11 protein-coding genes are annotated in these 14,468 nt (G+C 73.0%); 8 read left to right on the forward strand and 3 right to left on the reverse strand.

What is annotated here, in order from left to right; translation table 11 throughout:
- The first annotated feature begins 14 nt into the window (after positions 1–14).
- The 3 genes from SM573_RS07675 to SM573_RS07685 are packed head-to-tail and all read left to right on the forward strand — an operon-like array spanning position 15 to position 2,246.
- Positions 15–548 (forward strand): hypothetical protein, encoded by a 534-nt coding sequence (locus SM573_RS07675; protein ID WP_474611323.1) that lies wholly within the window; start codon positions 15–17, stop codon positions 546–548.
- 59 nt (positions 549–607) lie between these two features.
- Positions 608–1,150, forward strand: a complete 543-nt coding sequence (locus SM573_RS07680) for a hypothetical protein (RefSeq protein ID WP_474611322.1) — start codon at positions 608–610, stop codon at positions 1,148–1,150.
- A gap of 25 nt (positions 1,151–1,175) precedes the next feature.
- Positions 1,176–2,246, forward strand: coding sequence for a hypothetical protein (locus SM573_RS07685; RefSeq protein ID WP_474615812.1), 1,071 nt, complete (start codon positions 1,176–1,178; stop codon positions 2,244–2,246).
- 51 nt (positions 2,247–2,297) lie between these two features.
- Here SM573_RS07685 and hisC read toward each other — a convergent pair whose 3' ends face one another.
- From hisC to hppD, 3 genes are all read right to left on the reverse strand, one after another.
- Positions 2,298–3,401, reverse strand: coding sequence for a histidinol-phosphate transaminase (hisC, locus tag SM573_RS07690; protein ID WP_474611320.1), 1,104 nt, complete (start codon positions 3,399–3,401; stop codon positions 2,298–2,300).
- A complete protein-coding gene (locus tag SM573_RS07695) occupies positions 3,398–4,369 on the reverse strand; it encodes an RDD family protein (RefSeq protein ID WP_474615813.1) in 972 nt (323 codons plus the stop codon). The genes hisC and SM573_RS07695 overlap by 4 nt, the downstream gene beginning before the upstream one ends.
- A 205-nt stretch (positions 4,370–4,574) precedes the next feature.
- On the reverse strand, positions 4,575–5,780 hold the full coding sequence (gene hppD / locus SM573_RS07700; protein ID WP_474611318.1) for a 4-hydroxyphenylpyruvate dioxygenase: 1,206 nt from the start codon (positions 5,778–5,780) through the stop codon (positions 4,575–4,577).
- A 135-nt stretch (positions 5,781–5,915) separates the two neighbouring features.
- Between hppD and SM573_RS07705 the strand changes: the two genes are divergently transcribed.
- The 5 genes from SM573_RS07705 (at position 5,916) to SM573_RS07725 (ending at position 14,415) form a co-directional block, all read left to right on the forward strand.
- Positions 5,916–6,404 carry an Lrp/AsnC family transcriptional regulator gene (locus SM573_RS07705; protein ID WP_474611317.1) on the forward strand — a complete coding sequence of 163 codons (489 nt, stop codon included), beginning with the start codon at positions 5,916–5,918 and terminating at the stop codon, positions 6,402–6,404.
- 110 nt (positions 6,405–6,514) lie between these two features.
- Positions 6,515–7,960 carry an outer membrane protein assembly factor BamB family protein gene (locus SM573_RS07710; RefSeq protein WP_474615814.1) on the forward strand — a complete coding sequence of 482 codons (1,446 nt, stop codon included), beginning with the start codon at positions 6,515–6,517 and terminating at the stop codon, positions 7,958–7,960.
- A gap of 91 nt (positions 7,961–8,051) precedes the next feature.
- Positions 8,052–9,719, forward strand: a complete 1,668-nt coding sequence (locus SM573_RS07715; RefSeq protein WP_474615815.1) for a fumarate hydratase — start codon at positions 8,052–8,054, stop codon at positions 9,717–9,719.
- 262 nt (positions 9,720–9,981) lie between these two features.
- Entirely contained in the window at positions 9,982–12,960 is a 2,979-nt protein-coding gene (locus SM573_RS07720) for an AfsR/SARP family transcriptional regulator (protein WP_474615816.1), read from the forward strand.
- Between the two features lie 45 nt (positions 12,961–13,005).
- Positions 13,006–14,415 (forward strand): class II fumarate hydratase, encoded by a 1,410-nt coding sequence (locus SM573_RS07725; RefSeq protein ID WP_474611313.1) that lies wholly within the window; start codon positions 13,006–13,008, stop codon positions 14,413–14,415.
- The last annotated feature ends 53 nt before the right edge of the window (positions 14,416–14,468 follow it).

A 14,468-nucleotide genomic window follows, 5' to 3' on the forward strand; every position in this document is an offset into this window, starting at 1 on the left:
TTTATAGTCACAGCGTGCGACTCCTGGCAGCCCTGTTGGGCGTGATCATCATCCTGATAAGCCCCGCACCGGCCGACGCCGCGCCGGCCCTCCGGACGTTCCATCTGGTGCGTACGCCCGGGGTCGACATCACCGTCCCGGCCTCGGTGAGCCTCGGCGCCGGCACCGTGGGCGGCACCCTGACCGGCCAGCTCGGGCGGGTCGAGGTGACGGACTTCCGGGGCCCGGTGAACCCGAACACCTGGATCGCCACGGTGTCGGCCACCGTGTTCGTCACCGGTGCCGGCGGCGCTCAGCGGACCATCGCCCCGGAGCGGATCTCCTACTGGTCCGGGCCCGCCGTGCGCAGCACGGGTGGCGGAACGCTCGTGCCGGGCCAGCCCACCGCGGCGCAGGCCGTCACGCTGGCCGTGACCCGCCAGGCGTTCCGGAAGACGGACGGCAACGGCAACAACGCGGTGGCGTGGGTGCCGAGTCTGCGGGTGGCGATCCCGAGCGGCGTGGTGGCCGGCACCTACCGGGGCACGATCACCCACTCCGTCGCCTGACGGGTGATTTGCCCGAATCATGTCTGTTGAAGGCAATATGGGCCATTAGCGTCTCGGCCATGAAGAAGCCACTTCTTGCCCTGACCGCCGCCGCGGCCGCCGTGGTGGCGCTGGGGACTCCGGCCGCCGCCGCCCCGACCGGCGACACCATCGTCACCTTCACCGTCGCCACCGCCGACCTGAACATCAGCGTCCCCGCGGGGGTGAACCTCGGCTCCGTCTTCGCCGGTGCCTCCATCACCGGGGAGCTGGGCACCGTGACCGTCACCGACCAGCGGGCCGCCCTGAGCGCCACCTGGGTGGCCACCGTGTCGTCCGGTTCGTTCACGACCGGTGCCGCCACGGCGCCGGAGACGATCACGCCGAACCTCGTGGAGTACTGGTCCGGGGCCGCGACGGCCACCACCGGAACCGGCACGTTCGTGCCCGGTCAGCCCACGGAGACCGACCGGGTCACGCTCAGCCTCCCGCGTACCGCCTTCTCCAAGACCTCGGGCAGCGGAAACAACTCCGCCAGCTGGGCCCCGGACATCCGGATCAACGTCCCGGAGACGGCGGTCGGCGGCACCTACTCGGGGGTGATCACCCATTCGGTGGCATGACCGCGTCCGCGCTCTCGCCCTGGTCGTGACCGTACTGGCCACGACCGGGGCGCCCGCGTCGGCGGCACCACCCGCGCCGGCGCCCCGGTCGCCCGCGCTCGCCGAGCCGGTGATGCCCGAGGCCGACGTGCCGGCGGAGGAGCGAGGCGACGACGAGCCGCAGCCCTCGCCGACGGCGAGCCCGGACCGGCCCGACGTGTCCGTCGGGATCCGGCTGCTCGACGCACCGGTGGAGCGGCGCGACGACACCCGCGCGCACAGGTACATCGTCGACCACCTGAAGCCCGGCACCACCATCAAGCGACGGGTCATGGTCGAAAACGACTCCGAGATCCACCGGACGCTCTCGCTCTACGCGGCCGCCGCCGACGTCACCGCCGACGGCTTCGCGTTCGCCCCGGACCGCACCGAGAACGAGCTGAGCAGCTGGATCACCGTGGAGCCCGGCGAGGAGGCGCTGGCGCCGGGCGAGGAGACCGAGGCGCTCGTGACCATCCGGGTGCCCCGCGAGGCCGAGGCGGGCGAGCGGTACGCGGTCGTCTGGGCCGAGGTGCCGGGCACGGACGGGAAGAACGTGCAGAACATCGGCCGGGCCGGCATCCGCGTCTATCTCTCCGTCGGGCCGGGCGGGGAGCCGCCGTCGGGTTTCGAGGTCGGACCGCTGACCGGCGGGCGGGAGAAGGACGGCACGCCGTACGTGAGCGCGGAGGTGCGCAACACCGGCAAGCGCGCGCTCGACCTGGCCGGCGAGCTCTGGCTCGGTGACGGACCGGGCGGCCTCTCCGCCGGACCGGTGCGCGCGGAGGCGCACACGCTCCCGCTGGGCGGCAGCACCACCGTCCGGGTGCTGCTCGACCGGCGACTGCCCGACGGGCCATGGTCGGCGAAGCTCGCCCTGGCCAGTGGCTGGACCAAGCGCACCGCCACGGGCACGGTCACCTTCGGGCCGGCGTCGGCGGTGGCGGCCAGCAGCGAGGATCGCTCCGGCGGGGTGATCACCGGTGGACTGGTCACCTCGCTGCTGGTGCTGGCGCTGTTCGGCGCCTACGCCTACCGGCGGCGCAGTCGGGCCCCGCGACCCGCGCCGGTCGCCTGATCTCCGGTCCGGTCCGCTCGAACGGGGAAGGCGGACCGGACCGGGCCGGCGTCAGCGCAGGGCCGCCTCGGCGGCGGCCAGGAAGGCGTCGTTCTCGGCCGGGGTGCCGATGGTGACCCGCACCCCGTCGCCGGGGAACGGCCGGACGATCACGCCCCGCGACTCGCACGCCTTGCCGAACTCCACCGCCCGGTCGCCCAGCGGCAGCCAGACGAAGTTCGCCTGGCTGGTGGGGACGTCGGGGACGAACTTGCGCAGCGCCTCGGTGACCCGGTCACGCTCGGCGACGACCAGCGCGCACCGGCGCTCCACCTCGTCCGCCTGCGCGAGAGCGGCGAGCGCCGCGGCCTGCGCCACCATGCTCGTCGAGAAGGGCGTGACCACCTTGCGGACCGCCGCCGCCACCTCGGGCTGGGCGACCAGGAAACCGATCCGCAACCCCGCCAGCCCCCAGGCCTTGGAGAGGGTGCGCAGCACCGCCACGTTCGGCCGGTCCAGGTAGGTCAGACCGTCCGGCACCTGCGGGTCGGTGACGAACTCCCGGTACGCCTCGTCGATCACCACGAGCACGTCGTCCGGCATGGCGTCCAGGAAGCGGTCCAGCTCCTCCTTGCCGATGGCGGTGCCGGTCGGGTTGTTCGGGTTGCAGACCAGGACGAGGCGGGTCCGCTCCGTCACGGCCGCCGCCATGGCCGCGAGGTCGTGCCCGTGGCCCGCGTCGTTGGGCACCCGCACGCTGGTCGCGCCGCTGGTCGCCGCGATGATCGGGTACGCCTCGAACGACCGCCACGAGTAGACCACCTCGTCGCCCGGGAGGCTGGTGGCGCGCACCAGGTGCTCGGCCAGCGCCACGGACCCGCAGCCGGTGGCGATCCGGTCGGCGGCCACTCCGTACCGCTCGGCCAGCGCGTCGCGCAGCGCGACCACGCCCATGTCCGGGTAGCGGTGCACCCCGGCGGCGGCCTCGGCGACCGCCTCCACCACGCCCGGCAGCGGGCCGTACGGGACCTCGTTGCTGGCCAGCTTGATCGCCTCGGGCAGCCCGAGCTCGCGGGCCAGGTCAGCGGGGCTGCGCCCCGGCACGTAGTTCGGCAGCGCGTCGAGGTCGGCGCGGGTCAGCCGCACCGCCGGCTGGGGTCGTCCGGTGTCGGTCATGGGGTGTCTCCCGGGGGGTTGGGGCGGTCGCCCGCTGGGGCGGTGGGGGTCCGGTGGGGGAGCTGGACGACGACGGTCCGGGCCCGCTTGTCGTGCAGCGCCTGCCGTAACGGGTGGTCGAAGAGGGGGGAGAGCGCGTCGAGGAGCTGGAACAGCAGGCCCAGACCGAAGCAGCACCACAGCAGCGTGGGCACGCCACCGTAGGTGTTCCACCGGACCAGCGACCGGCCGAAGCCGAGCGGCTCGTCGGCGGCGAGAGGCACGATCTTGATCCCCATCAGCCGCTTGCCGACGGTCTGGCCGGACGACGCGGTGGCGGGCACCTCGTACGCGAGCCAGAGCCCGAGCGTGATCAGCACGATCGCCATCTGGAGGCCACCGGCCTGCTCACCGACCTGCGGCAGCCCCTCGCGGGACGCGTTGCCCTCGGCCGCCCGCCGCAGGACCTCCCGCAGGTAGGGGCCCCATTCCTGGAGGAACCGCCAGACGAACCAGCCGTTCACCAGCACGTTGAGCACCAGGACGATGGCGAAGTCGATGAGCCGGGCCGCCAGGCGGCGGCCGTAACCGGCCAACGGCAGGCCGTGCGGCCGGGGCTCGGGCATCCGGGGCGGCCACCCCTGACCGGTCCAGCCGGGCGGCGGGCCGTACCCGGGCGGCGGGCCGTACCCGGGCGGGGCGTATCCGGGCGGGACGCCCGGTGCGCCGTACCCCGGCGGTGGGCCCGGTTGGCCCTGACCCGGAGGAACGGGCCAGCCCGGAGCGGGACCGGCGGCGGGCGGCGCGGAGCCCGGCGTCGGACCGGCCGGGACCGGCTCCGGTGCGGCCGGCGGCGGCTCGACGGGGGGCGGACCCTCGGGTGGGGTGGCGTCGACGGGAATGGGCGCGCCGATCCAGCCCTCGCCGTCCCAGTACCGCCGGGTCTCGGGATCGGCGGGATCGACGTACCAGCCGGGTTGCACGCTCACGCAGCCACCTTAACGACGCCCGTACCGACCGACCGGCGGTGGAGGCCCGACCGCCCGGGTGTGCCCCGGACCGGCCGGGAGCCGTCCGGCGGGCCGGACCGGTGCGACCACGACGCGAGCGGGGACGCGTGGCCGCCGCCCGCGGGTGGGGGCCCGGCGGGCGGCGGCCACGCGTTCGGAGGAGCCTCGGTCACGCCGACAAGTGTTACAGGTTGCCGCGCTTCTCCTGCTCGCGCTCGATCGCCTCGAACAGGGCCTTGAAGTTGCCCTTGCCGAAGCCGAGCGAGCCGTGCCGCTCGATGAGCTCGAAGAAGACGGTCGGGCGGTCCTGCACCGGCTTGGTGAAGATCTGGAGCAGGTAGCCGTCCTCGTCACGGTCGACGAGGATCTTGCGGGCCTTGAGCTCCTCGATCGGCACCCGCACCTCACCGATGCGGGCGCGCAGCTCCGGGTCGTCGTAGTACGAGTCGGGGGTGTCCAGGAAGTCCACGCCGGCCGCCCGCATCGCGTCGACGCTGGCCAGGATGTCGTTCGTCGCCACGGCGATGTGCTGCGCGCCCGGGCCCTGGTAGAACTCCAGGTACTCGTCGATCTGGGACTTCTTGCGGGCGATCGCCGGCTCGTTGAGCGGGAACTTCACCTTGCGGGTGCCGTTGGCGACGACCTTGCTCATGAGCGCCGAGTAGTCGGTGGCGATGTCGTCGCCGACGAACTCCGCCATGTTGGTGAAGCCCATGACGCGCTTGTAGAACTCCACCCACTCGTCCATCTTGCCGAGCTCGACGTTGCCGACCACGTGGTCGACCGCCTGGAAGAAGCGCTTCGGCTGGATGCCGGCGTCGATCATCGGCTGCCGGTCCACGATCGGTCCGCGGGCGACGAAGCCGGGCAGGAACGGGCCGCTGTAGCGGGAGCGGTCGATGAGGCTGTGCCGCGTGTCGCCGTACGCGGCGATGCTCGCCATCCGGACGGTGCCGTGTTCGTCGGTGACGTCGTGCGGCTCGACGAGGCCGGTCGCGCCCTGGGCGGTGGCGTGGGCGTACGCGGCGTCGACGTCCGGCACCTCCAGCGCGATGTCGCTGATGCCGTCGCTGTGCTTGGCGACGTGCTCGGCGCCCTCGGCGTCCGGCCGGACGGCGCCGGTCAGCACGAACCGGGCCGAGCCGCTGGTCAGCACGTACTGGGCGTGGTCCCGGTAGCCCTGCTCCGGGCCGCGGTACGCGACGCAGGTCATGCCGAACGCGGTGGAGTAGTAGTGGGCCGCCTGCTTCGCGTTGCCGACCAGGAAGTGCACGTGGTCGAGCCCCTTGACCGGGAAGGGGTCGCGGGTGATGTCGTGGTCGACGGCACCGACGAGCCGGTCGACGTCAACCTCGTCCGTCGAGTTGGGTCGGTCGATCGCCTGGGTCATGGTGGCCTCCCTTGCGTACCGCCGGCCTGGTGGGCCGCCGTGTGGTCTTGCGGCGAGGATCCCGGTCCGGGGCCTCACTGGGCAACTGTCAGCATTGACGCTGGTCAGGTTGCACATTCGGTACGGTCTTACCCCATGAACGGTGTGCAGGATGTACAGCTGGACGAGCTCGACGCGAGGTTGATCGAACTCCTCGCGGAGGAGCCCCGGATCGGGGTGCTGGAGTGCTCTCGTCGACTCGGCGTGGCCCGGGGGACCGTTCAGGCGCGGCTCGACAAGCTGATCGACCGGGGAGTCGTCACCGGGTTCGGGCCGGAGATCTCACCGGCGGCCATCGGCTTCGGGGTGACCAGCTTCGTGACCCTGGAGATCAGCCAGCGACACGGGCACGACCCGGTCACCGCCCACCTCGCCGCCATCCCCGAGGTGCTGGAGGCGCACACGATCACCGGCTCCAGCGACCTGCTCTGCCGCATCGTCGCCCGCTCGAACACCGACCTCCAGCGGGTGATCGACCAGATCGTCTCGTCGGAGGGCATCACCCGGGCGTCGACGATCATCGCCCTGGCCGAGCAGATCCCCTTCCGGACCCTGCCGCTGGTCCGTTCCGCGGTGCGCCGGTAGCCACCCCGCCACCTCCCCCGGCGGCCGCTAACACCTTTGCGGCCAGAAAGCGCGGCGACACGGCGGTACGGGCGTACGGGAGTTCCGTGATCGTGACTACCGTGTCCGGTGTGGCGAAGGGGAGGGTCGGCGGCGTACGCGGCGTGTTGCTGCTCGCCCTCATCGCGGTCGTCGCCCTCGCCGCGACCGGGGTGTGGAACCCGTTCCCGACGGTGTGGGACTGGGTCGACCGGAGCGAGCCGATCGCCGAGCCCGACGTGGTCTGGCAGCAGCGGATCGGCGGCACCCCGAAGACCGTGACCATCGCCGGCGACACCGTGGTGGTCGAGCAGCGCACCCGGGTCGAGGCGCGGGCGCTGGCGACCGGCGCGCAGCTCTGGGAACGCAAGGCCGACTGGGCGGCGGTCGCCGGTGGCGAGCGGGACGCCGTCGTCGCCGTGGGCAAGCTCCTGGTCAAGGGGTACGAGGTGCTCGACCCGACCACGGGGGCGACCCGGCGGCGAGACGACGACGCGGTGGCCGTCTGGACGTACCGCAACCTGCTGCTCGACGCGCGCTGCGACCAGCCGACCGACTGCACCCTGAGCGCCTGGGACCCGCGCGGCACCAAACCACTGTGGACGGCCTTCCTGCCCGGCGTGGGCAGCGGGCTCTTCGCCGACAATCCCGGGCTGCGGGGCACGAGGCGGCTGAGCGCACCCCGGCTCGACGAGTCGGTGGCCGGCCCCGAGGCGGTCCCGCCGTTGCTGGGCTTCCCCGTCGACGGCCGGGTGCACGTGGTGGACACCGCGACCGGCTCTGTCCTGCAGAACGTCGAGCCGGGCCGCGAGGAGCGCCTCTCGGTGGTCGGCGGACGACTGCTGCGGATCAGTGCCCGCTCCCAGGACGACAACTGCTACTTCGCCATCTCCGGCGTCGACCCGGCGACCGGGCAGGAGGCCTGGCGGCGGACCGGCATCAACCTGCGTACCGCGGACAAGGCCGGCTGCGTGCAGCGGGAGGACCCGCAGGGCGCACGGAACGTGCTGATCGGTGTGGCGCCGGACGCCCGGGAGGCGGTGCTCGACGGGTACGACGGCCGGCTGCTCTGGGTCGGCGAGGACCGCGAGAAGCTGCTCGCCGTGGACGACCGGTACGCGCTGGTCCGCGCGGCCGACCAGCGGTCGATCCTGGCGCGCGGGCTGGGCGCCGGGCGCACGGTCTGGACCCGCCCGGCCGGTGGCAAGGCGGGCGCGACGCTCACCCCGTACGCCGCGGTGATCGCCGACGAGAAGCCGTCCCGGCTGACCGCCCTCGACCCGCGCACCGGCCGGGAACTGGCCGTGCTGCGTACGTCGGCGAACGCGCTCGCCGTCGGCCCGGCCGGGATGGTGATCGGTGAGGGGCGGGAGATCGCGTACGTCCGCTTCGGCGGCACGGCGGTGGGCGACCCCACCGCACCGGGCGGCAACGGCTCCCCGGGCCCGGGCGGCACCGCCCCGGCTCCCGGTGTGGACGGCACCTGCGGGCCGAAACGCGAGTCGTGCCCCGACCCGGGCGCCGGCAAGGACGGCTGAATCCGCGCGCCGCCGCCCCGATGAGAGCGGCGTCCCAGCGGGCACCCGGCGGGTGGGAATGATCGACCGGTCTGCCCTAGGCTTCTCGCTCATGAGCAGTGCCGCCGCCTTCTCGTACGCCCCCCTGCTGCCGACCGGCCCCGACCAGACGGAATACCGCCTGATCACCGACGAGGGCGTCGACGTCGTGCACGGCCCGGGTGGTCGCCGGTTCCTCACCGTGGAGCCGGCCGCGCTCACCGCGCTGACCGCCGAGGCGATGCACGACATCGCACACTTCCTGCGCCCCGCCCACCTGGCCCAGCTGCGGTCGATCATCGACGATCCGGCCGCCTCGCCGAACGACCGGTTCGTCGCGCTCGACCTGCTGCGTAACGCCAACATCGCGGCCGGCGGTGTCCTGCCGATGTGCCAGGACACGGGCACCGCGATCGTGATGGGCAAGCGCGGCCGGCACGTGCTGACCGACGGCGCCGACGCCGAGGCCATCTCGCGCGGCGTCTGGCAGGCGTACACCCGGCTGAACCTGCGCTACTCCCAGCTGGCGCCACTGACCATGTGGGAGGAGCGCAACACCGGCAGCAACCTGCCCGCGCAGGTGGAGATCTACGCCGAGGACCCGGACGGTCACCCCGACGCCTACAAGTTCCTGTTCATGGCCAAGGGCGGGGGCTCGGCGAACAAGTCGTTTCTCTACCAGGAGACGAAGGCGCTGCTGAACCCGACGCGGATGATGCAGTTCCTGGAGGAGAAGCTGCGGCTCATCGGCACGTCGGCGTGCCCGCCCTACCACCTGGCCATCGTCATCGGCGGCACTTCCGCGGAGTACGCGCTGAAGACCGCCAAGTACGCGAGCGCCAAGTACCTCGACGGGCTCCCCACCGCCGGTTCGATGACCGGCCACGGCTTCCGGGATCTGGAGCTGGAGGCCGAGGTGCTGGAGCTGACCCGCAACTTCGGCATCGGCGCGCAGTTCGGCGGCCGCTACTTCTGCCACGACGTACGGGTCGTCCGGCTGCCGCGCCACGGCGCCTCCTGCCCGGTGGCGATCGCCGTCTCCTGCTCGGCCGACCGGCAGGCGATCGCGAAGATCACCCCGTCGGGCGTGTGGCTGGAACGACTCGAGACCGACCCGGCCCGCTACCTGCCGGACGTCACCGAGGCGCAGCTGGACAGCGCCGAGGTCGTCCGCGTCGACCTGAACCGCCCGATGGACGAGATCCGCGCCGAGCTCGCCAAGTACCCGGTGAAGACCCGGCTGTCGCTCTCCGGCCCGCTCGTGGTGGCCCGGGACATCGCGCACGCGAAGATCGCCGAGCGGCTCGACGCCGGTGAGCCCATGCCGCAGTACCTGCGCGACCACGCCGTCTACTACGCCGGCCCGGCCAAGACCCCCGAGGGCTACGCCTCCGGCTCGTTCGGCCCGACCACGGCCGGCCGGATGGACGCGTACGTGGAGAAGTTCCAGGCCGCCGGCGGCTCGTTCGTGATGCTGGCCAAGGGGAACCGGTCCGCTCAGGTGACCCGCGCCTGCCAGCAGTACGGCGGCTTCTACCTCGGCTCGATCGGCGGCCCGGCCGCCCGGCTGGCCCAGGACTGCATCAAGCACGTCGAGGTGCTCGAATACCCGGAGCTGGGCATGGAGGCGGTCTGGAAGATCGAGGTGGAGGACTTCCCCGCCTTCACCGTGGTGGACGACAAGGGCAACGACTTCTTCTCCGAGGTCACCAAGCCGGTGCTGACCATCGGCCGCCGCTGACGGCGATCGGGGCACGCGCCGGTTTCTCGGCGGATTCCCGGCACCGTCGGTGCGGAGACTGAGTGCCGGGCCGACGTCGGTGCGCCCGCCCCCGCCGGGGGCCGGACGGGCGCACCGCCCCCGTCGGATGCCGTGACGGCACCCCGCATCAAGGTTCGGCCCGACCACTGCCGATCCGCTCTCACATCGCTATCACCGGCCCGCGACGTGCCGTCAGGACCGGGCTACGCTGCGACCGTTACGGGTGTGGACGGGAGCGTGAATGCGGTTCGGGATCCTGGGTCCCCTGCGGGTCGGCGATGGCGAGGCCACCGTCACCGCGGGACGCGACCGGGTCGTGCTCGCTATGCTGCTGCTGCGGACCAACCGGATCGTGTCGGTGGAGGAGCTCGTCGACGCGATCTGGGAGGAGAAGCCGCCCGCCACCGCCCGCGCCCAGGTGCAGACCTGCGTCTCCCGCCTCCGGCGGCGCCTCAACCAGCTCGCCGTCCCGCCCGAGGTCATCTTCAATGACCCGGTCGGTTACGGCATCCGCACCGAGCCCGGTGACGTGGACGCGGAGATTTTCACGCGGGGTGTCGAGAGTGCCCGGGCGGCGCTCGCCGCGGGCCAGCTCACCGAAGCGGGCCACCGGTTCCGGACGGCGCTCGCGCTCTGGCGCGGGCCGACGCTCAGTGGGATCACGAGCCGGAGCGTCCGGCGACGCGCCCAGGCCATCGACGAGCAGGGGCTCGCGGCGCTGGAGGAGTGCGTGGACGTCGAGCTGCGGCTCGGCCGGGCGACGGAGATCCTCGACGTGCTGGTGGAGACCGTGGCCCGCTTCCCGTTGCGCGAGCGACTGCGCGGTCAGTTGATGCTCGCCCTCTCCGCGGTCGGCCGGCAGGCGGACGCCCTCGCCGTCTACCGCGAGGGGAGGCGGCTCTACGCCGAGGAGCTGGGCATCGAGCCGGGCGCCGCGCTCCAGGAACTCCACCAGCGGGTGCTCGCCGGTGACCTGGCGTTGGCCGGTCCGCAGCGCGACCGGCCCGCGCCGGTGCGCTGCCTCCCCCGGGCCATCAGCGACTTCACCGGGCGGCAGGAGACCCTCGCGCGGCTCACCAAGGAGATCGCCCAGGGCGACGGCCGCGTGCACCTGATCGACGGGATGGCGGGCAGCGGCAAGACCGCCCTGGCCATCCACCTGGCCGCCGCGTTGGGGGACCGCTATCCCGACGCCCAGCTCTTCATCGACCTGCACGGGCACAGCGAGCGGCAGCCCGTGTCGTCGGCGGCCGCCCTCGCCGCGCTGCTGCGGCAGCTCGGGGTGCCCGGCGAGCGCATACCCGCCGACGTGGACGAGCGGGCCGCCCTCTGGCGCAGCGAGCTGGCCGACCGGCGGGCCGTGGTGGTGCTCGACAACGCGGCGAGCGCCGCGCAGGTGGCGCCGCTGCTGCCCAACGGGCGGAGCAACCTCACGCTGATCACCAGCCGGCGTCACCTCGTCGGTCTCGACGAGGGCCGGCCGTCGTCACTGCCTGTCCTGGACCCGGACGAGGCGATCGAGCTGCTCGGCAGGGTCGCGGGCGCCGAGCGGGTCGCCGCCGAACCGGAGGCCGCCGCCGACGTGGTCCGCCGGTGCGGGTACCTGCCCCTGGCCATCCGGCTCGCCGGCGCGAGGCTCGCGCACCGCCCGCGTTGGCGCATCGCCGACCTCGCGGCACGACTCGCCGACGGGCGGGACGTCCTCACCGAGCTGGTGGCCGGCGACCGCTCCGTCGTCCAGGCCTTCACCCTGTCGTACGCGCAGGTGACGCCGGCCGCTCAGCGGCTGTTCCGGCTGCTCGGCCTGCATCCGGGTGCGCGGTTCGACGCCCGCGCGGCGGCCGCGCTGGCCGACGTGTCACTCACCGAGGCGGAGGACCTGCTCGACGAGCTGGTCGACGCGCATCTCGCGGAGGAGGTCGATCCGGGCCGGCTCCGCTTCCACGACCTGGTGCGCGACTACGCCCGGCAGCTGATGGCGGCCCCGGCGCTCGCCGACGAGCGGACCGCGGCGGTGGAGCGCCTGCTCAACGTGTACCTGCACCTGGTCGCGGCGGCGTCCCGCCAGGTCAACCACTCGGCCAGCCCGGCGCTCCTGACCCGCATCCCGGCGCTGCGGCCCGATCTGGAGGCGGCGGCGCCCCCCAGCCTCGACTGGCTGGACGAGAACCGGGCGAACCTCATCGCGATGATCCGGCTCGCCGAGCGGACGGGGCGGGACGCGTACTGCTGGCAGCTCGCCCACGCCGGGTGGAGCTACTGGTTCGCGTACGGCCACCACGACGAGTTGATCGAGACGCACACGATCGGGCTCCGGGCCGCGGAACGTCTCGGCGACGACGCGGCCGTCGCCACCATGCACAACTACCTCGCCTCCGGCTACTACCGGCTGGGCCGGTACGGCGACGCGCTGGACTCGATGGAGATCGCCCTCAGCCTGCGGAAGCGGCTGGGCGACCGGGTGGGGCAGGCCGGCACCCACAAGAACATCGCGGCCGTGCACGGCATTCGCGGCGACATTTCGGCGGCGCTGCGGCACCTGGCCGAGGCGCTGCACATCCTGCGTCGTGAGGGCCACGACGCCGGTGTCGTGGCGTTGTTCACCAACCAGGCGGCGACCCTCCTGGCCGGCGGGCGACCGGCGGAGGCGCTGGCGGTGTCCCGCACGCACCTGGTGCTGGCGCGGACGGTGGGCACCCTGTACGACACTGCCAACGCGATGGGGCACGTCGCGATGGCCCGGGCGCGGCTGGGGCACGGCGAGCCCGCACTGCGTCGGCTCCGGGTCGCGCTGGCGATCAAGCGCCGGTTCGAGAACCGGTACGGCGTGGCCGAACTGCTCAACGAGATCGGCATCCTGGAACGGGTCGGCGGCCACCCGGAGGCGGCGATGGACCGCCACCGGGAGGCGCTGGTGCTGATGACCGAGGCGGGCGACCGTAACGGGCAGTGCGCCTCGCGGAACCTCCTGGCGCGGGCGCTGCTGGAGCAGGGCGACGTGACCAGCGCACTGGACCTGCACCGGCGGGTGCTCGCCGACGCCGCACGGCTGGACGCCCGGTACGAGCAGGCCCGGGCGCTGGACGGTATCGCCCGGTGTCTGCGCGGTTCCGATCCGGCCGCCGCCCGCACCCACTGGATCCGGGCCCTGGCGCTCTTCCGCGAGCTGGAGACGCCCGAGCGGCACGAGGTGGAGCGCCTCCTCGCCGAGGTGTGCTGAATCGCTCGGCGCGATCATCTGCACGTCGCCGCACGGCGCGGCAGGATGGTACGCGTGACGACTCCAGAGGCGACGGGTTATCGGATCGAACGCGACTCGATGGGCGAGGTGGAGGTGCCCGCCGAGGCGCTGTGGCGGGCGCAGACGCAACGCGCGGTGCAGAACTTCCCGATCTCCGGTCGGGGGATCGAACCGGCGCAGATCAAGGCACTGGCGCAGATCAAGGGGGCGGCCGCGCAGGTCAACGGCGAGCTGGGGGTGATCGACGCGGACGTGGCGTCGGCGATCACCGCGGCGGCGGCGCACGTGGCCGACGGCGGCTACGACGACCAGTTCCCCATCGACGTGTTCCAGACCGGCTCCGGCACGTCGTCCAACATGAACGCCAACGAGGTGATCGCCACGCTGGCCAGCCGCGAGCTGGGCCGTGACGTGCACCCGAACGACCATGTGAACGCGTCCCAGTCGAGCAACGACGTCTTCCCGTCCTCCATCCACCTGGCCGCCACCCAGTTCGTGGTGGAGGACCTGATCCCCTCGCTGACGCAGCTGGCCGAGGCGCTGGAGGCGAAGTCGGCCGAGTTCGAGACGGTGGTGAAGGCGGGGCGTACGCACCTGATGGACGCCACCCCGGTGACGCTGGGGCAGGAGTTCGGCGGGTACGCCGCCCAGGTCCGCTACGGCATCGAGCGGCTGGAGGCCGTGCTGCCCCGGCTGGCCGAGCTGCCGCTGGGCGGGACCGCCGTGGGCACCGGCATCAACACCCCGCTCGGCTTCGCGGCCGCCGTGATCGCGAAGCTGCGCGAGTCGACCGGGCTGCCGCTGACCGAGGCGCGCAACCACTTCGAGGCGCAGGGCGCCCGGGACGCGCTGGTCGAGGCGTCGGGCCAGCTCCGCACCATCGCCGTGGGGCTCTACAAGATCGCCAACGACATCCGCTGGATGGGCTCCGGGCCGCGGGCCGGCCTGCGCGAGCTGCGCATCCCCGACCTCCAGCCCGGCTCGTCGATCATGCCGGGCAAGGTGAACCCGGTCGTCGCGGAGGCGATGCGGCAGGTCTGCGCGCAGGTGATCGGCAACGACGCGGCCGTGGCCTTCGCCGGCACCCAGGGCGATTTCGAGCTGAACGTCATGCTGCCCGTGATGGGCCGCAACCTGCTGGAGTCCATCAAGCTGCTGGCCGCGTCGAGCCGGCTCTTCGCCGACCGCCTGGTGGTCGGGCTGGTCGCGGACGCCGAGGTCTGCCTGGCGTACGCCGAGGGCTCGCCGTCGATCGTCACCCCGCTCAACCGCTACCTCGGGTACGACGAGGCCGCCTCGATCGCCAAGGAGGCGCTCGCCAAGCAGATCCCCATCCGCGAGGTGGTCATCTCCCGCGGGCACGTGGACTCTGGCAAGCTCACCGAGACGCAGCTGGAGGAGGCCCTGGACCTACTCCGAATGACCCACCCCTGACCCCTCCCGCCCTGTTGAGCAAGAGGTTCGCGTCATCGTGGATCGAAGTTGAC

The organism is Micromonospora xinjiangensis (genome assembly GCF_056150165.1).